Source organism: Paenibacillus sp. FSL W8-0439, assembly GCF_038008995.1.
GTDB classification, from domain to species: domain Bacteria; phylum Bacillota; class Bacilli; order Paenibacillales; family Paenibacillaceae; genus Paenibacillus; species Paenibacillus polymyxa.
Window position 1 is genome coordinate 982543 of record NZ_JBBPAK010000001.1, and the last position, 22730, is coordinate 1005272.

A 22730-nucleotide genomic window follows, 5' to 3' on the forward strand; every position below is an offset into this window, starting at 1 on the left:
CCAAACAGGTTTGGTTAGTTGTCTATATGACAAATGTCATATGCCTGAACTGACGTTTATGACTACAGCAGATACAGCGGTCTCTTTATACTGAGCTTAGATCAACATGTACGCCTGACAGGATTAAGGTATGGGCTGCATTTTAAAGGAGGATCATAATGGGTATGACACAACTCCCGTTAGCTCAATTGAAAAAAAATATGGCTCCCTACGAGAAAATAAACACGAAATCCAGCGTTCTGCAACTGTTCAATACCTTGGGACCGCTGATCCTATTGTGGTATGCCGCTTATCTTAGCCTAGCGGTTTCTTACTGGCTGACGCTTCCCATTACCATTATTGCGGCAGGGTTTGTGGTACGGACGTTTATTATTTTTCACGATTGTGGTCATCAATCTTTTTTCAAAAGTCGCAAGCTGAACGATATTGTGGGAACGATTACAGGTATTATTACGCTCTGCCCTTATCACCAATGGAAAAATAGTCACGCGATCCACCATGCAACCAGCAGTAATCTGGATAAAAGAGGCACAGGTGATATGTGGGTGCTCACGGTAGAAGAGTACACAGCAGCTTCCACATGGACACGGCTGGCCTATCGTATATATCGAAATCCTTGGGTTATGTTCGGCCTAGGTCCAATCTATACTTTTTTGATTTCCTATCGGTTTAATGTCAAGACAGCCAAACGTAAGGAAAAAATAAACACCTATGTGACGAATATATCCATTGTTGCATTGTATGCACTGTTGTGCTGGGCTATTGGCTGGCAGGCATTCCTTCTGGTACAGACGCCTATCTTTTTTGTCTCTGGTATGTTGGGAATCTGGCTGTTCTATGTGCAACACCAGTTTGAGGATTCGTATTTTGAGCATGATGAAGAGTGGAGTTATATTAATGCGGCCGTCGAGGGCAGTTCTTACTACAAGCTTCCTAAAGTATTGCAATGGATTACAGGTAATATTGGTTTTCATCATGTTCACCACTTGAGCCCGAAAGTACCAAATTACAATTTGGAGAAAGCGCATGAAGCGACACCGTTGCTGCAAAAGGCGACCACGATTACGGTGAGTAGCAGTCTGGAATCTTTGAAGTTCCGACTATGGGATGAAAGTACCAAGACCTTTCTGACCTTTAAACAAGTAAAGCCGCTGCTTAGCAAACGTGTTGGCACTTCAAAGCCCATCCCTACGCCTGTTGTAGGCACGGAACGAAAATAACGTTGTACGGAAATTGGTATGATAAAATAAGGGGTATCTAAAGTAGAAAAGGGTGGCAGGATGCAAAAGTGGTATCAGATTTTCCAAAGAAATACGGGACTTAGCCCTTATGTGTGGGTTGTCTTTTATATCCTGCCCTTTTATTATTTTAGCTCTTCATCTACAAGTCATATTATTCTGGGAACTGCTATTATTTTGGTGTTTTTTGCTTGTTATGTACTGGCTTTTGTCTCTCAAGGCTGGCTCATATACTTTTGGACCAGTGTGCAGATTGCTATATCGATTACGATGACGCTGCTATTTAGCTATATGTACTTTTCCATATTTATCGCTTATCTGATTGGTAATATGAAAAGTAAGGCTGCATTTACGACGCTGTATATTATTTTAATGGTGATTACGATTGGATTAATTAATTACGGGTTTGTTTCACAGAATCCCGTTTTTATTAAGCAGATTCCTTTTATCCTGCTCAATCTGATTGGTGTGATTCTCCTGCCGATTACGAACTTTAATCGCAACAAAAGTGATCGGCTTCAGGTCCAATTGGAGGATGCCAATAAAAAAATATCGGAATTGATTAAGTTGGAGGAACGGCAAAGAATCGCGCGTGACCTGCACGATACCTTGGGTCAGAAGCTGTCACTCATTGGACTGAAGAGCGATTTGGCGGGCAAGCTGCTGGACCAGTACCCGGAACGGGCTCATGCCGAAATTAACGATGTTCGTCTTACGGCGAGAAGTGCGTTAAAAGAAGTACGAGAAATGGTTACTCAAATGCGCGGCATGAGACTAGAGGATGAACTGCTGCGTATTCGGCAAATTTTAAAGGCTGCTCACATCGAACTGACCTTGGAGGGCGACCCGAAGCTGGAGCATACGTCATTAATGAATGAAAATGTGCTGAGTATGTGTATGAAGGAAGCCGTAACCAATGTAGTGAAACACAGTGGAGCTACCGCTTGCTCCATCACCATTGAGCCGTCTCGTAAGGAATTGACCCTGCGGATTCAGGATAATGGAGTTGGTATTATGGGAGAAAATGCAGTCTTTCGGGGACATGGTCTGCAAGGCATGAAGGAAAGGCTCGAATTCGTGAACGGATGTATGGAACTGCGTTCAGATCAGGGAACGACCCTGGTCATTAAAGTGCCTAACATCACTGAAAAGCCGAATGAGGAGGTGGGGCCATGATTCGAATCGTCATCGCAGAAGACCAGCGTATGCTGCTGGGTGCTCTAGCCTCCCTGTTGGACTTGGAAGAAGACATGAAAGTAGTCGGAAAAGCAAGCAACGGGGAAGAAGCTATAGAACTGGTGAAGCTGCATCAGCCAGACATATGCATTATGGACATCGAAATGCCGATCAAGAGCGGATTGGATGCGGCAGAGGAACTCAAAGGCTTGAATTGCAAGGTGCTTATTTTAACAACGTTTGCTCGCCCCGGGTATTTTGAACGAGCGATTAAGGCGGGCACACACGGTTATTTACTCAAGGATAGTCCCAGTGAAGAACTGGCTTCCTCCATTCGCAGTATTATGGCAGGTCGACGTATTTACGCTCCAGAACTGGTTGATGATGCTTATGCCGAGGTCAACCCGCTGACTGAGCGTGAAAAGACCGTTTTGGCGCTTATTGCTGACGGAAAGAACACCAAAGAAATTGCTGGTGAACTGTATTTAACAACAGGGACAGTGCGGAATTATATTTCAGTCATTCTCGATAAGCTGGGTGTCAGCAACCGGATTGAGGCCATTACACGTTTTAATGAAAAAGGTTGGTTTAAATGAGAGACAGACAAAATATTAAGCAGGACAGGGCGCTATGAATCCAAACATAGCTGCTCTGTTTTTTTGTTTTATCCATAGATTTGCTATGCCTCTAGCGTACTTCCTTGTGATACAATAGGATAGTTGTCCACAGGATGGACCTGGAGTACAAGGAGGAGCAGAACCGCATGAAACAAGCCCCGTTTATAGCCGTTGAAGGGCCGATTGGAGCCGGCAAGACGACGTTGGCTTCGATGCTTTCAACCGAGCTACATTTGCCGATGATCAAAGAGATTGTCGAGGAAAACCCGTTTCTCGATAAATTCTATCAAAATATAGATGAGTGGAGCTTTCAGCTGGAAATGTTCTTTCTCTGCAATCGGTATAAGCAGCTAGAGGATACTGGCCTGCAATATATCGAGAAAGCTCAGCCTGTGATTTCAGATTACCATATCTATAAAAATCTGATTTTTGCTGAACGTACACTTAAAGGTATAAAACTCGAAAAATATCGCCAAATCTATCATTTGCTCACCGATGATATGCCTAAGCCGGACATTATCGTTTATATTAGAGCAGATTTGGATACGTTGCTGAGCAGAATCCGTAAGCGCGGACGCTCCTTTGAACAGGAGATGGACCCTGCCTATCTGGAGCAATTGATTACGGATTATGATAAAGGCATTCAGTTTCTCGCCGAACAGTCACCTGCTCCACGTATATTAACCGTGAACGGGAATGAAATTGATTTTGTAGAAAACCAGGCACAATTTGAACAAATTGTTTCCGATGTAAAGGAGCTCATATAGTGAATAATTACAACATTCCTGCAAATGCCCTGATTACGGTAGCGGGTACGGTAGGTGTAGGTAAATCCACGTTAACAGGTGCTTTGGCCAGTCGTCTTGGTTTTAAAACCTCGTTAGAGCAAGTCGATCATAATCCGTATCTGGAGAAGTTTTATCACGACTTCGAACGATGGAGCTTTCATCTGCAAATCTATTTTCTCGCGGAACGCTTCAAGGAGCAAAAGAACATTTTCTTGTCTGGTGGAGGTTTTGTGCAGGATCGTTCCATTTATGAGGATACGGGTATTTTTGCGAAAATGCATGCTGATCAGGGAACAATGAACCCTACCGATTATGAAACATATACTAGCCTGTTTGAGGCGATGGTCATGACCCCGTTCTTTCCGCACCCTGATGTGCTGATCTATCTGGAAGGCAGCTTGCCCTCCATACTGAGTCGGATCGAAGAACGCGGCCGCGAAATGGAAATCCAGACCGAGCGATCCTATTGGGAGCAAATGCATCGCAGATATTCCAATTGGATCAACGAATTTGATGCCTGTCCTGTACTGCGTCTAAACATTGATGAGTACGATGTACACGACCCTGCCTCCATGGATGCCATTTTGACAGAAGTGGGCAAGGTAATCTCCACAAAGTAGAGATATAACCCCAAAAAGCATACAAGGACTGTGGTACAATCAGTATAAATTAAGCTGATAGACCGCAGTCTTTTTTAATATGTGGAAGCATGGGGGATGACAAGCGGTATAGTGGACAAGTCTTGGCTGGAATGCGAGAATAGGAACATATATTAATTGTAATGACTCACGGGAAAGGATGGGATACTGTGATGCGTTTTGGTATCGTTGGAACGAACTGGATAACGGAAAGATTTATTCAAGCTGCGATAGAGACAGACGAATTTTCCCTGACTGCGGTGTACTCACGAACAGAGGAGAAAGGCCAAGCCTTTGCTGATAAATATAGCAGCCAGCCGGAGGTTTTTACAGATCTGGCGCAAATGGCTGCAAGTGATCAGGTGGATGCCGTATACATTGCCAGTCCTAATTCCTTACATGCAGAGCAAGCGATCTTATGTATGAACCATGGAAAGCATGTGCTGTGTGAGAAGCCTTTTGCTTCTAATGCAGCAGAGGTGCAGAGCATGATCGAAGCCGCGCGCAACAACGATGTTCTGTTGATGGAGGCTGTTAAATCCACGCTTATGCCCAACTTTAAAATTATAAAGGATCATATGTATAAAATAGGCCGGGTTCGGCGTTATTTTGCAAGTTACTGTCAATACTCTTCACGCTTTGATGCTTTTAAGCAGGGTAAGGTGCTGAATGCCTTTAATCCGGCTTTTTCAAATGGTTCCTTGATGGATCTGGGAGTGTATTGTTTGTATCCGATGGTGGCATTGTTTGGCAAACCGGATGAGATCCGAGCGGTGGGTGTGCTGTTATCCTCTGGTGTCGACGGCGAGGGCAGCATTGTAATGAAGTATCCGGATATGGATGCGATCGTCATGCATTCCAAAATTACAGATTCCTATTTGCCTGCCGAAATTCAGGGTGAGTATGGAACGATGGTGATTGACAAAATCAGCCAGCCCTATGAGGTGAAAATTCATTATCGGGACGGCACGATTGAGGATTTGACCAAGGCTCAGACGCGTGAGCCCATGTATTATGAAATTCAGGAATTTATGGATCTGATCAAGAGTGGGGAACGCAACAGTTCTATTAACTCTTTGGAGTGTTCACTGGCAGTCGCTGAAGTGATGGAGGAGGCAAGACAACAATTTGGCCTTCGTTATGAAGCGGATTTGAAAAATACTTCTGCACATTAGTCTGTGGCGCATAATCAAGATTAACAATGCACAAAAGGCTGCCGATTTTGCATAACTTTGCAAATATACGGTTAGCCTTATTTGGCTTTGTAGGTCTAAAAAGGTAATCCATGGTGATGACGAGAGTAAGCAGATTGTATTCTTTTTTTATTGACAGATTCTCTTTCATGTCTTAAGGTGTTAACAATACATGATCAATATCAGTTAAATTATCCCATTTTTGTCCACGAAGATTAGGGAGTTTTTTTTTAAGTTTTAAATCCGATTAAATCAACCGGATTACTAAATGAAATGGAGGAATACATCAATTGTAGGCGCAAGGGGGAAGCGGTTTGATAAAGTTTGAGCAAGTTAGCAAAATATTTTCCTTACCCAATCGCAAGGTAAGTGCACTGGAAGAGGTATCGCTATCGGTTGGAAAGGGAGAAATTTTCGGCGTGATTGGCTTTAGTGGTGCGGGCAAAAGTACGCTGCTGAGGCTTGTCAATCTACTGGAGCGTCCCTCAGAGGGACGGATTGTCGTTAATGATCAGGATATTACCCAGATACGTCCCAAGGAGCTGAGGAATTTAAGAAGGCGGATCGGGATGGTATTCCAAACCTTTAATCTGTTTAACTCTCGTACTGTGTACGGGAATTTGGCTTATCCGCTAAAACTGGCTAAACTGCCTAAGGCTCAGATCGATGTCCGTGTTAAGGAAATGCTACAATTTGTTGGATTGGAGGACAAAGCGGATTCCTATCCAGAGCAGCTATCTGGTGGGCAAAAGCAGCGGGTCGGCATTGCCAGAGCACTGGCGAATTCGCCTGATATTCTGATCTGTGATGAAGCGACCTCAGCACTCGATCCGGAAACGACAGAAGACATATTGAAGCTGCTGAAAAAAGTAAATGAGGATTATCAGATTACCATTTTGCTCATTACCCATGAAATGAATGTGATTCGTAGTATTTGTGATCGTGTGGCAGTAATGGAGAATGGTAGGGTGATTGAGCAAGGGAGTGTATTCGATGTATTTGCCAATCCACAGACGAAGACGACGAAAAATTTTATTCGTTCTGTACTGAATGACCAACTCTCACCCAAGCTGCTGGACAAGATTCGGGAGCATCACGTCGGCCGATTGTACAGACTTGTTTTTCGAGATGGGGCGACAAGTGAACCAGTGCTCTCAAGAGCGACACGTAAGTATAATCTGGATTACAACATTGTATATGGAAGCATTAATGAGCTGCAGGGGGCGCTGTTTGGAAGTTTAATTGTTGAATTAATCGGTGCAGAGGATGAAGTTAACAAGGTCGTGGAGGAACTGCGAACGACGGTGGAAGTCAGGGAGGTGGTCGATCATGAGAGTTAATTGGGATACGTTTTGGCTTAAGATCGTGGAGGCTACAGGGGAAACGCTTTTGATGGTTGTTGTCACGCTGATTTTTGCTAGTATTCTGGGACTTATGATTGGTTTAGTGCTGTATGTGACACGTAAAGGGAGCTTGTTTGAGAACAAATTTGTGTTTATGTCTTTAAACCTGCTGATTAATATCATTCGCCCGATTCCGTTTATTATTTTTTTAGTGGCGATTAGTCCGGTTACACGTTTAGTCATAGGAACTACGATTGGCACCTCGGCAGCTATTTTTCCAATGACTATTGTAGCAGCCTTTGCAGTTGCAAGAATTGTAGAAAACAATCTGGTCTCCATTGATCCAGGGATGATCGAAGCAGCCAAGGCGCTGGGGGCAACTCCCTTTCAGATCATCACGGGTGTGCTGATTCGGGAAGCACTGGGACCTTTAATTCTTGGTTTGACGTTTATTACGGTGGCCTTGATCGATTTCTCTGCTATGGCTGGCACTGTGGGCGGAGGGGGTCTCGGGAATCTGGCCATGACCTATGGTTATCAACGATTCGATACTTCGGTTATGATCGTCACGATTGTTTTGCTGATCGTCTTTGTACAGGTCGCCCAATATGCGGGGAACTACTTGTCTCGTAAATTCCTACGTCGTTAATTGGAAAACAAGGATTATACATAATGATAAAGGAGAAATGAAAATGAAAAAAATATTTCGCTTAGGTTTGCTGGCTATTCTTAGTGTCTCGGTTCATTCTGCTTGCTCAGCTAATGGTTCAGGCTCCAATGGTAATGAAAAAGTACATGTTAAAATTGGGGTTTCAGGATCAGAGGATACGTATTGGGATGTGCTTAAGAAGAAAGCAGAAGCCAAAAACATTGAAATTGAGCTGATCAGCTTTTCGGATTATACCTTACCCAATAAGGCACTTGCGAATAAAGAGGTAGATTTGAATTCCTTTCAGCATTTGGCCTTTCTCAGCCAATTTAATGTAGAAAATGATGTGAATCTCGTCCCTATTGGTGCAACGATTATCGCTCCCATGGCGCTGTACTCCGAAAAATTCAAAAACGTATCGGATATTCCTGCTGGCTCCAAAATTGCTATACCGGATGACCCCTCCAACCAGGGACGGGCATTGAAATTGCTCCAGTCTGCCGGATTGATTACATTGAAGCAAGGCTCAGGCCTGTATCCGACCCCAGATGAGATCGAAGGGAATCCCAAAAAGCTAGAGATTGTTCCAGTTGTCGCCCAACAGATGCCGCGCGTCTTGTCTGATGTAGCTGCCTCAGCCGTGAACAGCGGTGTTGCTACGGATGCCGGGCTCAAGCTGGATGGAGCCATTTACAAGGATGATGCAAGCAGTGAAGAAGCGAAGCCATATGTGAACGTGTTTGCTGCCCATGCAGAGGATAAAGATAATGCGACCTACAAGACGATCGTGGATTTGTACCATGACGCTGATGTAGCCGAGGCTGTAAAGCAGGATTCCAAAGGAGCTAATGTCGTAGTAGACCAGTCTGCCGAGGAGCTGCAGGCTACATTGGATAAGCTGGTGGCGGATGTTAAAGCGCAAAAGAAATAAGGATATCTGATAGAAGTTAACTTGGAAGCATATAAAAACTACTATTATTGAAATGAGGAGAGATTGCGATGAGTACAGCGAATACGGTGGATACCCAAAGACAGCGGATTATTGAGAAAATTGAGGAGTCTCGTCAGCTCTACACGGAGACGAGCCGGTTTATTCACGCTAATCCCGAAATCGGCAATCAGGAATTCCAAGCTTCCAAGGCACTGACGGGTATTTTGGAGCAAGCGGGATTTGAGGTAACCCGTAATGTAGCGGGACACGAAACCGGATTTGTTGCTCGCAAGACTTCGGCTAGACCAGGTCCGAAAATTGGATATCTGGCTGAATATGATGCACTGCCCGGTCTGGGCCATGCTTGCGGCCACAATATTATCGGGACCGCAAGTACGGCAGCAGCTATCGCTTTGGCACAGGTGATTGATGAGACGGGGGGCGAGGTGTATGTGTTCGGTACTCCTGCGGAAGAAGGCGGTCCTAATGGAAGTGCAAAAGGCAGCTTCGTGAAGCACGGGCTGTTCGAAGGAATTGATGCTGCACTGATGGTTCATCCATCAGGTGTGACCCGGCTGACCTCGCCGAGCCTGGCAGTTGACCCGCTAGACTTTCATTTTTACGGCAAAGCGGCTCATGCCGCAGGATCACCAGAGCAGGGAATCAATGCGCTCGATGCGGTGCTGCAATTGTTCAGCGGGATCAATGCTTTGCGCCAGCAACTGCCGACCGATGTGCGTATTCATGGCATCATTACGCATGGAGGTGACGCACCCAATATCATTCCGGATTATGCGTCGGCGCGCTTTTTCATTCGGGCAAGTACTTGGCAGCGCACAGAGGAGGTTTCCACGAAAGTTCGCCACATAGCTGACGCTGCTGCTTTGGCAACGGGAGCCACTGTGAAAATCGAACGTTTTCAAAATGAAGTGCGCGACTTCATACTGAACGATACGCTGGACGAGGTCGTCGGTCGTGAACTGGAAGCGCTGGGAGAACAGCTGGATCGTGGCCCTCGTGCCGGGCTGGGTTCGACAGATGCGGGAAATGTGAGTCATGTTGTCCCAACTGCACATGCTTACATTAAAATTGGTCCGGATGATCTCATCGCTCATACGGTAGAGTTCCGGGAAGCAGCGGGTTCTGTCAAGGGAGAGGAAGCCTTGGTGACTGGAGCCAAAGCGTTAGCCTTGTCAGGCTTGGAGCTACTGGTGAATGAAACCCTGCTGGTTGCGGTGAAGGAGGATTTTAAGCGTACGCATCCAGCGGCGCAGTAAGCATCAGCGCTTTAATAGCTTCTATCCTAATAGCATAAAGAGGATATCTTACTGTCTTGTTGACTGTAAAGATATCCTTTTTTATTTTTACAAAGCACTGCATCTCAGCAAATAACGTATTAACAATTGATTGTTATGATCATATTTATAACTTTTACATATTAACTGCACAGAGGAGTGTACACATGTTTAAGAAGTTTCAAAAATGGTCAGCAACATCTATGTCTGTTGCTCTTGCACTAGGTTTGATTACTGGCATGTCAGCTTTGCCTGTTCATGCTGAGTCACCAGTGAACACAGATCAAGGTATTAGTAAAGTTACAGCTACATTTTATGGAGACACCAAAGCCTCCAAAGGATTTACCTGGTATACTTCAAAACTTTTCACGAAGAGCACGGTTCAAGTAACCAAGAAAACCGCTTCTGAAGCTGATTTTACGAGTGCTCTTACATTTGAAGGTACTTCCGCTCCATCAACCAATTCTCCAGAAGAACTTGTCCATAAAGCCGTAGCAACAGGTCTTCAAGCGGACACAGCTTATTATTATCGTGTGGGTGATGCAGCGCGTGGGATATGGAGCGAAACAGGTACGTTCCAAACAGCTCCTAAGAGTGGTGAATTTACCTTCATTGATCTAGCTGATACACAAGCAAAAAGCGAAGATGAAGCCATATTGTCTTCACAGACGCTCGAAAAAGCACTTCAAACCGTAAATAATGCTCAGTTTGTAGTCCACAACGGGGATATCGTAGATACCGGTACCAAAGAAGAACAGTGGAACTGGTTGTTGGGGCATTCACAAAAAAGCCTTTTGAATACAACCATTGTTCCCTCAGCAGGTAATCATGAGGATGAGAACTACGCTTTTTATGATCACTTTAATATTAACCAACCAGCTGGTTCAGCTACTAAAACAGGAGCGTACTACTCCTTTGATTACAGCAATGCTCACTTTATCGTCCTGAACTCCAATGAGGACTCAGAGAAATACGCCAATTTTTCGGAAGACCAAGTTGAATGGTTAAAGAAAGATGCTGCGGCAGCCAAAAAGGCAGGTGCAAAGTGGATCATTGTGAATATTCATAAAGGTCCTTACACTACCTCTAACCATGCAACAGATGCTGACATCATGGATAACAATGGAGTTCGTAACCAAATCGCTCCACTCATGGACAAACTTGATATCGACTTTGTCGTGCAGGGGCATGATCATATTTATGCTCGGACGAAACCAATCAACCAAGAGGGTAAAGCAACAACGCCAACCAAATTAAAAGATAGATTAAATGAAAAGACGATTGAATATAGTGTGAATCCGGATGGAAGTATCTATGTCATCCCGGCAACCGCTGGCCCCAAGGTCTACTACAAAAACCCAAGCGAAAAACTTGGAGATAAGTACTATAATCTCTTTGAACTAGCTGAAGAGAATCATGCGGCAGTCTATGGCCCAGATCCGAGTGACAATCGTAGACCTGTACGAGGACAGGTACAAAATTTTGTGGGCATCACCGTAGACGAAAATAAACTTACAGCCGTAACGTATGAAATTGATCAAAACAAAAATGATGCCAAACCTTTTATTGTGGATCAGTTCGGAATTATCAAAAAATATTAGTATATTTTGATTCAATGGTTTCCAAATGGTCTCTAAATGATCTCTAAATGATCATACAAGGATATCCTACAGTCTGTTTGGCTGCAAGGATATCCTTTTTCATTTCCTTATAGGGCCGGGACTTTCTTATAGAGAGACGTCTGAAGTGGTGCTTGTAATACTTACGCCCTGTTCGGAAGCGGGTACATCGTACATAATGCTATTAACAGTCCAAAGTTTAAAAGTAGAGTATTCAATTTTACATACAAAATTTTCTTGCAAAATACGGGAGGATACAACGATGGCTTATCAAGAAATGAATGGAGTACGCGTATGGGGCGCACCTGATCCGGGGGCACTATCTCAAGCCCGCACATGTGCCGAAAATGGCAATGTGATTCAGGCGCTGCTGATGGCAGATCATCATAAAGGCTACAGTCAGCCGATTGGTGGTGTGGTGGTATATGACGGACAAATTTCACCTTCAGGTGTGGGGTATGATATCGGCTGTGGAAATAAGGCGGTAAGAACCAAGCTGTCTGCAGCAGATATTATGCCGCGTATTTCAACCGTGATGAATGAGATTGCACGTCAGATTTCGTTTGGCGTAGGTCGTGTGAATGAGGTTCAGGTAGACCATGAGCTGTTCGATGACCCGGATTGGGCGGTATATGCAGCGATTGGAAAACAAGAGCATAATAAACTGAAGACCTTGGCGAGAGAACAGCTTGGTACAGTAGGAAGTGGTAATCATTTTGTTGATGTATTTGTGGAGGAAGTGACAGGACAGGTCTGGGTTGCCAATCATTTCGGTAGCCGGGGCTTTGGACACAAAACAGCAAGCGGGTTTCTAAATTTGGCCGCAGGACGGGAGTTCCTCGGAAAGGCGCCAGGAGAACATATGGATCAGCCGCCTGTGCTGCTGGATATGAACAGTGAGCTGGGGGACATGTACTACCGTGCGATGCGCCTTGCCGGACGTTATGCTTATGCCGGACGTGACTATGTGATAGAACAAGTGCTTGGTATTATGGGGACTGAAGCGGACTTTACGGTGCATAACCACCATAATTACGCGTGGAAAGAACAGCATGATGGACGCGACACCATTGTGGTCCGCAAAGGTGCAACCCCCTCGGCCCCTGGTCAAATGGGCTTTATTGGAGGAAGCATGGGCGATATCTCGGTGATTGTACGTGGAAAAGATTCGGTAGAAAATCGGGATTCCTACTATAGTACAGTTCATGGCGCAGGGCGTATTATGAGTCGTACCCAGGCAGCTGGTAAAATGAATTGGAAAACCCGTACGCGTAGCGGTGGGCAGATTACGGACCTACAGATGAAGGAGGCCGTTCGAAACTACGGTGTCGAGCTGCGTGGAGCAGGTACTGATGAGAGTCCGTTCGTCTACCGCAAACTGCGTGAGGTGCTGGACGCTCATTCCGAGACCGTGGAAGTTATACATGTGCTGAAGCCGATCGGGGTATGCATGGCTGGGGCCAATGAGTTTGACCCTTATAAGGATTAATGAAATGATTTAACAATAAAAAGGGACTATACCCGACAGGAATGATCATTCGTCGGGCGTAGTCCTTCTGAGTTATGTAGTGCCTCTCAATCTTACAGTTGATCAGCAAAAAGCTGTTCTTTAATATAAGCGACAGGCATTTCTTGTCCTGTCCATAATTCGAAGGCAAGTGCGCCCTGCCACAGCATCATGCCCAGACCGTTAATGGCGGTTGCACCTACAGACTCAGCTTGTTCAATCAGCTTGGATTTGGCTGGGCTGTATACAACATCGGTCACGATCAGGTCGGAACGAAGCATGGACACATCTTCAATGACACTTTTACCTTCCAGCGGTTTCATACCCACACCTGTACCGTTAGCGAAAATATGACTTGTAAGAATCTCTTCACGTAGCTTCTCTTGATTCTCTAATGCATAGATATTCGCTTTGACTTGGGTATGTTTCATCTCTTCATTAATAATACGAACATTCTCTTCCGCCCGGGCAAAGAACTGGTCATTACGAGCGAAAATTGAAATTTCAGCGAGACCAGCCCGAGCGGCTTCAATAGCAATCGGCGTTGCAGCACCGCCTGAACCGACGAGTGTCATTTTCTTACCTTTCAGATCAATGCCGTGCTCCTGTAAGTTGCGAACATAACCAGATCCATCTGTACTGTAGCCTTTCAGCTTACCATCCGTATTCACGACGGTATTGACGGCACCTGTAAATTTAGCGCTGTCGTCCAGCTCGTCAAGGTACTGTAAGATCGCTGTTTTGTTAGGCATGGACACGTTGTAGCCGCGTATGTTTAGAGCGCGCATTCCCCGTACTACTTCTTCGAGTTGTTCATTGCCTACTTCAAAGGCCATATATGCGTTGTTCAGCCCCAGTTTTTCAAACGCAAGATTATGCATAGCCGGGGACAAAGAATGTCCGATCGGTGTAGCAAGCAGTCCAATTAATTGTGTTCTTCCGTCAATACGTCCAGCATTTTTCATAATAAGCCTCCAAGTGATCTGTGTAGTTTAATGAAACACTTTTTTATATCGATAAGCAACAAACACGGCCAGCAAAATACTGACTACGGCAATCGCAATATCCAGAATGAATACCGAGGTAATTCCCAGACTTTTGGACATGCTCCCGGTAGCCAAAGGCATCAGGATGAACGATAGGCTGGCTGCTATGTTCACGAGAGAAGTCGTAGTTCCTTTGTTCTTGCGGAAAAATTCCGTCATAACCGTGAGGGCAATTTGGAATATGCCTGCGGTGGACAAGCCGATTAAGAATGAACTGATCAAAGTAGCGACAGGATTGTGCCATACAATTAAAGCCAGCAAAGAAAGCAGGGCAATAAGCGGGTACACAATCATGACGGTAATGGGCTTAATGAATCTACCAAGTACCACAGCCAACAAAATAACGGAAACTAGTGAACCTATACTATAGTAGCTAAGCAGCTTAATGGCGCTGGCTTTGTCCATGCCCAGAGCCTCTTGTCCAAAGGTAGGAAGCCATAGCTGCACGATCATGAACAATACAGTGGAAGTAAAACCGATAATAATCAGAGACAAACCTTCTTGCCAAAACTTGGGCTCGCTGTGGAACGAATCCGTTGATTGACCAGTCTCGGTTGGAGCCTTTTGTTCCTCTGCTTTGTGGTTGGGGAAACCGGTCATCGACAAGAAGATCCCGTTCAGCAGATAAATTCCTGCAGGAATAAAGAAGGAATATCCATAGAACATATCGTGGTTAATAAAAAATGCAATCATGAACGGAATAACAATGGCACCGATCGAGATGGATGCTTTGACCAGGACGGTTGCAGACCCGGCTTTTTTTCCGAACCCTTCAATGAGTGCTGGATAAGTCCCCGCATCCATCATAGAGTTGCAGAGCCCTGCGATAATGGCAAACACGAATGCCAACGTGTAGTTAGGTGCAAGCGGAATGCCGATCAGGAAGATTAAATAAGCAAATGATGCAATAACAATGAGTGGTTTCCTTCCGTATTTATCTGACATTTTTCCGGCTACTCCGAGAGCAAGCAGTTTACCGATTCCAATCGCTGACACCAGATAGCCGATGGCTGCTTTATCCGTGTTCAATTGCACGGTCAGAAAGCTCATATTCGACGAGAGAATAACATTAATCATACCCAGAAGAAAATAGTTGATATAAAGCCCTGTTGCCATTCTGATATAAGGATTTTTCATAAGTGTAACTCCCAACTTAAATTTTAGATCAATGGCCTAGATAGGCATCGTCCAGGTCTATTAAAGTGCGCCCACAAACAAGTGAAAATATTCACATAATGTCTATGTCTTAATTATATAAGGGGTGTTATTATAAATCCAATGCATATTTTTATCGTTTTTCATAGTTTGAATCTATAATTTAAAATATGAATTAAAGAGGGAGCGTACATCCTTATGAATCTGAAGCACTTACAATATTTTCGTGTACTTGCAGAGATGGAGCATTTTACCCAGGCAGCTGCGCGGCTATGTATCACTCAACCCAGTTTAAGTCATGCGATTTCAGAATTAGAAAAGGATTTGGGCGTTCATCTGTTTGAAAAGCAGGGGAGGAATATTCGGCTAAACAAATACGGGCGATTTTTTCTGAAGTATGTGGAGCACGCGATGGATGAATTGGAAAAGGGGGAGTATAACTTACGGGAATTAGTGAGTCCAAGCCATGGGAATATAGATTTGGCGTTCATTTACACGTTAGGTTCACACTTCATTCCAGCGATAATCCAAGCCTTTTCAGCTCTGGATGCCCGTAAAGACATTTCCTTTTCGTTTCACCAAGGGAATACGAACGATATTATTCAAGGCCTGAAGCAGGAACACTATGACGTGGCGTTCTGCTCTCACGTGGAAAATGAACCAGATGTAGAGTTTATTCCGCTGGCTCAGCAGGAATTGGTGGTCATTGTTTCTCCTGATCATCCGCTGGCTTCTCTGGACCAAATTGACCTCAAAGATACAGCGGATTACCCGGTGATCTTCTTCAACAAAAAGAGTGGGGTTCGGCCCATTATTGAAAATTTGTTCGCCAAGGCAGGCGTTACGCCACAGATTATTTGCGAGATTGAAGAAGATACGGCAATGGCTGGGCTGGTGTCTATTAATTACGGGATCGGAGTTATGCCCCGCATTTCATCGTTAGATTATTTTAATGTCAAAACATTGCCTATTGTAAATCCAGAATACGAACGTTTTATCTACCTAGCCAGCATTAAAAATAGATATTTATCCCCGGCAGTAGTAGAGTTTCGGAACTTTGCCCTAAGTTATGGCAAGGAGTTTTATCTGAAAACGCATCAGCGTGTCTAAGCTGGAGTCTCGCAATATTTAAACTTGATAAATTTTAAATTGTGTTCTATACTTCATCATCGACACAAGCAATGTGAAATGATTCACGTTTTGATACTACAAGACTTACTTACAAAAGCAGGTGATTTCATGATGAAACGTTCTTCTACTCCCGTGGCGACAGGTCTGTATGTGAACTATCTTTTGTTCGGCATGTTTAATATTATGCTGGCGTCGCACATGTCCTTTTTAACAGAGCATTTGCATACAGATCAGGCGGGCATTAGCCTTTTGGTTTCCGCGATGGGATTTGGCAGACTGTTTACGCTGTACATATCCGGCGTGCTCTCCGACCGCTATGGTCGCAAACCGTTCATTGTGGCCGCAGGGCTGCTGATGGCCGTATTTTTGGTCGGTATACCACTGAGTCCCACCTTTGAGATGGCGATGGTACTGGCTGTGCTGGCAGGTGTAGCGAATTCTTTTCTTGATTCAGGTACTTATCCGGCTCTGATCGAGGCTTTCCCCCAATCCTCTGGTTCGGCTACAGTGTTGGTGAGAGGTTTTATATCCATTGGGGCGGCATTTTTACCGCTAATGATTATCTTTTTTATGAATCACGATATTTTTTACGGGTTCTCTTTCTTTATACCAGCATTGATATTTGCATTAAATGCGGTCTACTTGTTCAGAATGAAGTTTCCAGACATGCGGGTACAGCCCACCAAGGAGCAAAGTGGCGGTACTACTGTATCTAGTGCCGAGCAGACAGGAAATTTAAAGGCAGATGATGCGAGTAAACCGCGGTTTTGGCAGGAAGGTGTATGTCTTATTCTGCTTGGATTTACGGGGCCTACTTTGCTGTATATTGTGCAGTTATGGCTGCCTACGTTTGGACAACAGTTTATCGGCATGACGGAATCAGAGTCTCTCAGACTATTAGTTTATTACAATATGGGTTCGCTGGTTTCCGTGTTTGTATTGGTCATTGTGTTGAGAAAATGGGTTAAACCTGTTCATATCATCCTTATTTATCCTTGTATTTCCTTGTTGGCTTTTGGAGCGCTTCTTCTTTTCAAATCAGGGGCTGCCGCCATTATCTGTGCGAGTGTCATCGGGTTTTCCATATCGGGTGTACTTCAGCTGACGTTAACCGTAATGAGTGAATTTTTTAGTCAACGAAAAGGACAGATTACCGGGTTTATTTATACCGCAACTTCGCTATCCTATACGCTCATCCCCGTGTTTACAGGCTTTCTTTTGAAGCATTCTCAGATTTCCAGTGTGTTTATGCTGGCTATTATCGTGAATGTGCTCGGGATCGGACTGGCGGTGTTTGTTAACTTTCGTTACAGTGTCGTTTTTCCTGCAAAACGAGAATTGTCTCCTCAAATTGTACTGGATACGAAATAACTAGCGACTGAACCTAATCATCTGCATGCTTATTCAGAATGCGTTATACTATGAATTATTGTGAATGTTCGACTTGAAACTGTAATTGGGGAGTGAGATAGATATGGCAAAAATCGTAAAGGTAAAAGATGTACGGATCGGTGAAGGAGCGCCTAAAATATGTGTCCCCATGGTGGGAGAAACGTTGGAGCAGTTGAAGGAAGAGGCTGCCCATTTACGTACACTCGACCTGGATATCGTAGAGTGGAGAGTCGATTTTTTCGAGCATGTGGAGGAGCTGGAAAAGGTAAAGGCTGCCTTACATGAGATTCGGTCTATTTTAGCCAATATTCCACTCGTATTTACGTTCCGTAGCGCCCGAGAAGGTGGAGAAAAGGAAATCAGTGCGGCAAGCTATGTAGAATTGAATCGTACAATAGCCGAAACGGGACAAGTAGATATGATTGATGTAGAGCTTTTTAATGAGGAAGCTGATGTGAAGATGCTGATAGAAGCGGCACATAAGCATAATGTGTATGTGATTATTTCTAACCACGATTTTCAAAAGACGCCGTCGAAGGAGGAAATTGTGTCCCGGTTGCGTAAGGCACAGGAATTGGGCGGCGATCTGCCTAAAATAGCGGTGATGCCAACCAATACGGCCGATGTCCTAACCTTGTTGGACGCCACACGCACCATGGCAGAAGAGTATGCGGATCGGCCGATTATCACGATGTCGATGGCGGGAAAAGGTGTCGTGAGCCGTCTGACCGGAGAGCTATTTGGTTCAGCGTTGACTTTTGGTGCTGCCAAGAAGGCTTCTGCACCGGGACAGATTCCTGTCACTGAACTGAGAGAAATATTGCAGGTGCTGCATAGCCACTCTTAAAAGATGCAATTACTACCCACTAGCGAGCAAGGAATTCATAGTGAACACAAAAGGAGGACCCCATGCGATAAGCATGCTGGGGTCCTCCTTTTTGTAATGCTTAATTCAATCCCCGAGTAGGTTCATACAATTCCCAACCCAGATTCAGTGTTTGAATAATATAGTCTGCGACTTCTTCCGCATCCAACTGATCGGTATCGATCTTGGAGTGATTCACCGCGTAAATGTCCTGTCTGGAACGGAAAAGATCTTCAATTTCCTCTAACGTCTTGTTTTGCAGATTAGGGCGGGTGTCAATCAGCATCTTGAGCCGATCTTTCCAGGAATCCCAATTTAAATCCAAGAAGAACACAATGGAGGAAGCCAAACAAGCCTGCTTCACCTCTTCCTGTAGAAACGCGCCACCGCCAACAGAAATGATTTTAAGACGCGTATTGCTGCACAACTTCAAAATATGCTCTTTTTCAATCTCACGGAAACGCTTCTCTCCGTAAGTTTTGAAAATTTCTGTTGTAGGCATGTTGTACTCTTGTTCAATCTCCTGATCAATATCCACGAAATCGCGATACAGCTTGCGCGCTAGATGGGAACCGATCGTTGTTTTGCCCACGCCCATAAAGCCGATGAGCACAATATTTTGTTCTTTTAATGGAATCTCACTATTGTTTTGCACATAACCACTCTTTTCTCACCAGTAATGTTGAGATGTAACGCTTCAAAGCACTAAATACATTATACGTTCATCAACCGTGTCATTCAATAGTATAGAGCACATCAGCAATGAGGTATACGATAAAAGAGACTCTGATTACCAATGGAGTGATAAACAGCATGTAAACGAGATGAGGTATTCAAATGTTATTTAATGCGTAAATGGAAGAAAAACAAACTTGTACAAGTATAAAAGAGGCAATATTGTGTACTTAATTGAAAAAAAGGACATATTTTGCCGAAAAACGTATTGAAATTATTGGAAGTAGGAATATAATAGAGTTATGCAAATTGTAAATGTAATCGCTCTATTTACAATTTGTGATTGATTTAATTTATAAAAAAGAAGCTACTTTGAACCAAAAACCAAGTATACATATGCAAATAGTTAAATATCACTTTACGGACATGTATCGGTCAATGGGTTCATTGTACGAAGGTGGTGATACGGTCTACGCGCTTGCGCTCTAGTCAACGAAGAATTGGAGATAAGAATAAAAAACGATCTAGGAGAGGGATGAATTGAAATGAAAACAAACACAGCTAAAGTATTGAAAAAGGGCATGAGTATCGCTTTATCCGGTATGTTAATCGCGTTATTTGTCGGCAATTACTCTGCCCATGCAGCTCCAGAGGTCGTTCACAAGACCATACTTGTTAAAGCTGGAGAAGTATACGATGGTAAAGGCAAGACCGTAGTGGCTGACCCCGATACCTTGGGAGATGGAAGCCAGAAAGAGGCTCAAAAGCCTATCTTTAAGCTAGAAAATAATGCAACGCTGAAAAATGTGATCATCGCTGCGCCTGCTGCGGATGGTGTGCATGTATATGGCAATGGCACCATTTCCAACGTAACGTGGGAGGATGTCGGTGAAGATGCATTGACGCTTAAAGAACCAGGCACGGTGAACATTACAGGTGGTGGAGCGTTCCATGCATATGATAAAGTATTCCAAATCAATGCCGAAGGCACGATTAACATTAAAAACTTTAGAGCCGATGATATCGGTAAGCTGGTTCGCCAACTTGGGGGCTCTACGTTTAGAGTGAATATGACTTTGGATAACTCGGATATTTCCAACGTCAAGGATTCGATCCTGAGATCGGACGGTCCTAACAGCAAAGCTAAAATTACGAATACTCGTTATCATAATGTAAAACAATTGTTCAAAGGTTTTAAATCTGGCAATACGAGCGAGTCCGGCAATACTAAATACTAATCGTTAGCGTAGGATAGGAGTACGGATAGGAAAGGGGCTGTCCAACAGGTCGTATGATCTGATAGGACATGCCCCTTTTTTGGTATGTTAAGTTAACCCTAAGATGATCTGGGCTTCGTTCAGAACGAGGACTATGTTATGATCGTGCTATTACATTTTATACAAAAAAGTTGGGTGGCTATGAATCTATTTCATCAATATGTGAATCATGACGGTACTTTAAATGATACGCTGGTGCACAGTCGTGAAATTTTATATACAGGTACGAATGGCCGACATGTGGAACGTTTTTACGTGTCCTCCTCTGAAAGTTATATATTTAAACCCCTGACCAATGATGATCAGAAGGGACGGGAGAGATGGGTGTATGAGCATGTGCTTCCAGCATTATCACCCATCTATCCCCAATTGCTAGCTTGTTCCGATACAGACGCAGATGGCGGAGGAGAATGGATGGTGTTTGAGGATCTTGGTCCGTTACATCATCTACATGCAGACGAAACCCTATTGCAAGCTGTTGGATTTGTCGCAAGGTGGCATGCTTTGCCGCCGGGTCGTTTTGCCGGGATGCCATTGCGTGGACCGAAGCCGCTCATCCAGGAGATGGTTTCCGAGCTGCACACACGCAAGCCAGATATGTTAGAGCTTTGCAGCTCACTCGGTTTTTCGAAGCAGCAGATGCAGCGTATTTATGCACAGCTGGAGCATCTATCTTTTTCACACCAGCTTGTACTGTCTCATGGTGATCTTCATCCGGGGAACTATGCGTTGAGTGGAGAGAGGCTAAGGGTGCTGGATTGGGAGCATGCTCATCTAAACACACCGCTGTGGGATGTATATCACCTAATCGACATGTCGCATCCGTTGTTCCCTCGACGAATGACGTCTGAATTGCGTATTCGTATGCTGGACACCTATCTGGAACAGCTGGAGCTGTTGGGGATAAAGGGTGATCGAACGGCATTTATACAGGAGTATGGTATGTTTGCTGTGGTATTTTCGCTCTGGATGTTATTGCTAATCACAAGTGATCTGCAAAGGATTGGAACGGAACTGCATAGAAATAGTGACAAATGGTCAAAAGAGCAATTAGAGTCCCAATTGGATGCAACGTTAGCTTGTTTAAACCAATGTACAGCGATGATGGATGGGGTACAAGTCCAACCATGCAAGTAGTGGCTTAAGGCACAGATTCTATATAGTCAGCCAAAGAAGGTAGGGAAATAAATCCATGAAAAAAGTCGGTTTGGTCATGAGAAAAATACAATTTGCTGAAGCGCAAGGGCCTCGTATTTTTGCAGAACGTCTGAAGCAGATCGGATTGGAACTGGGGGTAGATATCGTATTTGTATCGCCGGAGCGCCACGTAAGTAGCCATGACTGGCTTCCAGGCTATGAGCATGAAAAGAGTGACCTGGTCAATTATGACATCGTACTGGATCAACTGCATGAGCAGCAGATTGAGCACGTTATTTATACGGTATCTGGCTTTACTTATTTGAACATGTTTTTTAAAAACAGCGTACTCTTTCCACATAGTTTTCCAGATCCGGCACTGACAGGCTATGAGATGATGAAGCCTTTTTATCAGATTGTGGACAAGGCTATCGTACAGACTGCCTTTCTCAAGCAGGAGATGGCCTCGAAGTTTGGCGTAACCGATGTGACAGTCATCCCGATCGGATTTAATGAGCGGCTGGTGGAAAAGCATTTTGATCCCTCACAAGTGGTGGAGAACCGGGTGATGTGGATTGGTAGAGATGAAGAAAATCGGCGTCCGGATCTGGTGCTGGAGTATGCGCGGCATAATCCTGACAAGGATGTCTATATGGTGTTTGGTGGTGAACGCTACAAGGAGAGCATGAAGAAGTACGACATCCCGGACAATGTAAAACTTCAATTTGCATTGACGCAAGACGAGGTGTTTGCACTGATGAACACGGCGAAGGTGTATTGGAGCTGCTCCAAATTCGATACGTTCGCAATGCCGCTGACCGAAGCGCTCGCGATGGGGAAGATCGTGGTGAAACCCGAGCACCCTTGCTATGGGCACATCAGCTCTACGCATTCTTTTTCAGGAAATGAGAAAAACTGGTTCGAGCTGGTCAATATGGCTGCGGCTTCACCTCGCCGGGTTTCTGCGGAGAATCAGACATACGCCATGGAACAGTTTTCGAGTCAGGTGATGAAGCAGGGATACCGAGACTTTTTTGATGGTTGGTTAAGCTGAACGA

21 protein-coding genes are annotated in these 22730 nt (G+C 44.4%); 18 read left to right on the forward strand and 3 right to left on the reverse strand.

Going from position 1 to position 22730, the window contains the following annotated elements:
• Positions 1 to 158 precede the first annotated feature (158 nt).
• The 12 genes from MKX36_RS04425 (at position 159) to MKX36_RS04480 (ending at position 12976) form a co-directional block, all read left to right on the forward strand.
• Positions 159 to 1220, forward strand: coding sequence for a fatty acid desaturase (locus MKX36_RS04425; RefSeq protein WP_016819850.1), 1062 nt, complete (start codon positions 159 to 161; stop codon positions 1218 to 1220).
• A 60-nt stretch (positions 1221 to 1280) separates the two neighbouring features.
• On the forward strand, positions 1281 to 2414 hold the full coding sequence (locus tag MKX36_RS04430) for a sensor histidine kinase (protein ID WP_016819851.1): 1134 nt from the start codon (positions 1281 to 1283) through the stop codon (positions 2412 to 2414).
• Positions 2411 to 3010: a response regulator transcription factor gene (locus MKX36_RS04435; protein ID WP_017426246.1), complete on the forward strand. Its 600-nt coding sequence runs from the start codon at positions 2411 to 2413 to the stop codon at positions 3008 to 3010. The genes MKX36_RS04430 and MKX36_RS04435 overlap by 4 nt, the downstream gene beginning before the upstream one ends.
• 167 nt (positions 3011 to 3177) lie before the next feature.
• Entirely contained in the window at positions 3178 to 3798 is a 621-nt protein-coding gene (locus tag MKX36_RS04440; protein ID WP_025364095.1) for a deoxynucleoside kinase, read from the forward strand.
• Complete coding sequence (locus MKX36_RS04445; protein WP_017426248.1) at positions 3798 to 4439, forward strand: deoxynucleoside kinase; 642 nt, start codon at positions 3798 to 3800, stop codon at positions 4437 to 4439. Before MKX36_RS04440 ends, MKX36_RS04445 begins: the two co-directional genes overlap by 1 nt.
• Before the next feature lie 191 nt (positions 4440 to 4630).
• Positions 4631 to 5632 (forward strand): Gfo/Idh/MocA family protein, encoded by a 1002-nt coding sequence (locus tag MKX36_RS04450; RefSeq protein ID WP_016819855.1) that lies wholly within the window; start codon positions 4631 to 4633, stop codon positions 5630 to 5632.
• 332 nt (positions 5633 to 5964) lie between these two features.
• On the forward strand, positions 5965 to 6990 hold the full coding sequence (locus MKX36_RS04455; RefSeq protein ID WP_019686227.1) for a methionine ABC transporter ATP-binding protein: 1026 nt from the start codon (positions 5965 to 5967) through the stop codon (positions 6988 to 6990).
• Positions 6980 to 7642 (forward strand): methionine ABC transporter permease, encoded by a 663-nt coding sequence (locus MKX36_RS04460; protein ID WP_016819857.1) that lies wholly within the window; start codon positions 6980 to 6982, stop codon positions 7640 to 7642. The genes MKX36_RS04455 and MKX36_RS04460 overlap by 11 nt, the downstream gene beginning before the upstream one ends.
• Before the next feature lie 43 nt (positions 7643 to 7685).
• Positions 7686 to 8573 (forward strand): MetQ/NlpA family ABC transporter substrate-binding protein, encoded by an 888-nt coding sequence (locus MKX36_RS04465; RefSeq protein ID WP_340864278.1) that lies wholly within the window; start codon positions 7686 to 7688, stop codon positions 8571 to 8573.
• Positions 8574 to 8641: 68 nt separating this feature from the next.
• Complete coding sequence (locus MKX36_RS04470) at positions 8642 to 9850, forward strand: M20 family metallopeptidase (protein ID WP_340864279.1); 1209 nt, start codon at positions 8642 to 8644, stop codon at positions 9848 to 9850.
• A 185-nt stretch (positions 9851 to 10035) separates the two neighbouring features.
• Positions 10036 to 11469 (forward strand): purple acid phosphatase family protein, encoded by a 1434-nt coding sequence (locus MKX36_RS04475; RefSeq protein WP_031462936.1) that lies wholly within the window; start codon positions 10036 to 10038, stop codon positions 11467 to 11469.
• Positions 11470 to 11749: 280 nt separating this feature from the next.
• On the forward strand, positions 11750 to 12976 hold the full coding sequence (locus MKX36_RS04480; protein ID WP_340864280.1) for an RtcB family protein: 1227 nt from the start codon (positions 11750 to 11752) through the stop codon (positions 12974 to 12976).
• 92 nt (positions 12977 to 13068) lie between these two features.
• Here MKX36_RS04480 and MKX36_RS04485 read toward each other — a convergent pair whose 3' ends face one another.
• Both MKX36_RS04485 and MKX36_RS04490 read right to left on the reverse strand, forming a co-directional pair.
• On the reverse strand, positions 13069 to 13959 hold the full coding sequence (locus MKX36_RS04485; RefSeq protein ID WP_044787142.1) for a shikimate dehydrogenase: 891 nt from the start codon (positions 13957 to 13959) through the stop codon (positions 13069 to 13071).
• Between the two features lie 27 nt (positions 13960 to 13986).
• On the reverse strand, positions 13987 to 15177 hold the full coding sequence (locus MKX36_RS04490; protein WP_016819863.1) for an MFS transporter: 1191 nt from the start codon (positions 15175 to 15177) through the stop codon (positions 13987 to 13989).
• A 216-nt stretch (positions 15178 to 15393) separates the two neighbouring features.
• Between MKX36_RS04490 and MKX36_RS04495 the strand changes: the two genes are divergently transcribed.
• The 3 genes from MKX36_RS04495 (at position 15394) to aroD (ending at position 18565) form a co-directional block, all read left to right on the forward strand.
• Entirely contained in the window at positions 15394 to 16305 is a 912-nt protein-coding gene (locus MKX36_RS04495) for a LysR family transcriptional regulator (RefSeq protein WP_016819864.1), read from the forward strand.
• A gap of 129 nt (positions 16306 to 16434) precedes the next feature.
• Positions 16435 to 17697, forward strand: a complete 1263-nt coding sequence (locus tag MKX36_RS04500; RefSeq protein WP_117288402.1) for an MFS transporter — start codon at positions 16435 to 16437, stop codon at positions 17695 to 17697.
• Between the two features lie 103 nt (positions 17698 to 17800).
• Complete coding sequence (gene aroD, locus MKX36_RS04505; protein WP_017426256.1) at positions 17801 to 18565, forward strand: type I 3-dehydroquinate dehydratase; 765 nt, start codon at positions 17801 to 17803, stop codon at positions 18563 to 18565.
• Between the two features lie 100 nt (positions 18566 to 18665).
• On the opposite strand, the gene MKX36_RS04510 is transcribed toward aroD, so the two are convergent.
• Positions 18666 to 19238 carry a shikimate kinase gene (locus MKX36_RS04510; RefSeq protein ID WP_016819867.1) on the reverse strand — a complete coding sequence of 191 codons (573 nt, stop codon included), beginning with the start codon at positions 19236 to 19238 and terminating at the stop codon, positions 18666 to 18668.
• A 565-nt stretch (positions 19239 to 19803) separates the two neighbouring features.
• Between MKX36_RS04510 and MKX36_RS04515 the strand changes: the two genes are divergently transcribed.
• From MKX36_RS04515 to MKX36_RS04525, 3 genes are all read left to right on the forward strand, one after another.
• Positions 19804 to 20496, forward strand: a complete 693-nt coding sequence (locus tag MKX36_RS04515) for a pectate lyase (RefSeq protein ID WP_016819868.1) — start codon at positions 19804 to 19806, stop codon at positions 20494 to 20496.
• A gap of 138 nt (positions 20497 to 20634) precedes the next feature.
• The gene (locus tag MKX36_RS04520; RefSeq protein WP_025364103.1) at positions 20635 to 21672 is read left to right on the forward strand and encodes a phosphotransferase family protein; all 1038 of its coding nucleotides are present in this window, start codon (positions 20635 to 20637) and stop codon (positions 21670 to 21672) included.
• A gap of 55 nt (positions 21673 to 21727) precedes the next feature.
• Positions 21728 to 22726 (forward strand): glycosyltransferase, encoded by a 999-nt coding sequence (locus MKX36_RS04525; RefSeq protein WP_016819869.1) that lies wholly within the window; start codon positions 21728 to 21730, stop codon positions 22724 to 22726.
• The last annotated feature ends 4 nt before the right edge of the window (positions 22727 to 22730 follow it).

Bases quoted from the DNA above. Each gene is read 5' to 3' on its own strand.
- MKX36_RS04490 (WP_016819863.1), bottom strand. From the start codon at position 15,177: ATGAAAAATCCTTATATCAGAATGGCAACAGGGCTTTATATCAACTAT.
- MKX36_RS04485 (WP_044787142.1), bottom strand. From the start codon at position 13,959: ATGAAAAATGCTGGACGTATTGACGGAAGAACACAATTAATTGGACTG.
- MKX36_RS04470 (WP_340864279.1), top strand. From the start codon at position 8,642: ATGAGTACAGCGAATACGGTGGATACCCAAAGACAGCGGATTATTGAG.
- MKX36_RS04430 (WP_016819851.1), top strand. From the start codon at position 1,281: ATGCAAAAGTGGTATCAGATTTTCCAAAGAAATACGGGACTTAGCCCT.
- MKX36_RS04440 (WP_025364095.1), top strand. From the start codon at position 3,178: ATGAAACAAGCCCCGTTTATAGCCGTTGAAGGGCCGATTGGAGCCGGC.
- MKX36_RS04520 (WP_025364103.1), top strand. From the start codon at position 20,635: ATGATCGTGCTATTACATTTTATACAAAAAAGTTGGGTGGCTATGAAT.
- MKX36_RS04425 (WP_016819850.1), top strand. From the start codon at position 159: ATGGGTATGACACAACTCCCGTTAGCTCAATTGAAAAAAAATATGGCT.
- MKX36_RS04515 (WP_016819868.1), top strand. From the start codon at position 19,804: ATGAAAACAAACACAGCTAAAGTATTGAAAAAGGGCATGAGTATCGCT.
- MKX36_RS04495 (WP_016819864.1), top strand. From the start codon at position 15,394: ATGAATCTGAAGCACTTACAATATTTTCGTGTACTTGCAGAGATGGAG.
- MKX36_RS04525 (WP_016819869.1), top strand. From the start codon at position 21,728: ATGAAAAAAGTCGGTTTGGTCATGAGAAAAATACAATTTGCTGAAGCG.
- MKX36_RS04480 (WP_340864280.1), top strand. From the start codon at position 11,750: ATGGCTTATCAAGAAATGAATGGAGTACGCGTATGGGGCGCACCTGAT.
- MKX36_RS04450 (WP_016819855.1), top strand. From the start codon at position 4,631: ATGCGTTTTGGTATCGTTGGAACGAACTGGATAACGGAAAGATTTATT.
- MKX36_RS04465 (WP_340864278.1), top strand. From the start codon at position 7,686: ATGAAAAAAATATTTCGCTTAGGTTTGCTGGCTATTCTTAGTGTCTCG.
- MKX36_RS04500 (WP_117288402.1), top strand. From the start codon at position 16,435: ATGATGAAACGTTCTTCTACTCCCGTGGCGACAGGTCTGTATGTGAAC.
- MKX36_RS04435 (WP_017426246.1), top strand. From the start codon at position 2,411: ATGATTCGAATCGTCATCGCAGAAGACCAGCGTATGCTGCTGGGTGCT.
- aroD (WP_017426256.1), top strand. From the start codon at position 17,801: ATGGCAAAAATCGTAAAGGTAAAAGATGTACGGATCGGTGAAGGAGCG.
- MKX36_RS04475 (WP_031462936.1), top strand. From the start codon at position 10,036: ATGTTTAAGAAGTTTCAAAAATGGTCAGCAACATCTATGTCTGTTGCT.
- MKX36_RS04460 (WP_016819857.1), top strand. From the start codon at position 6,980: ATGAGAGTTAATTGGGATACGTTTTGGCTTAAGATCGTGGAGGCTACA.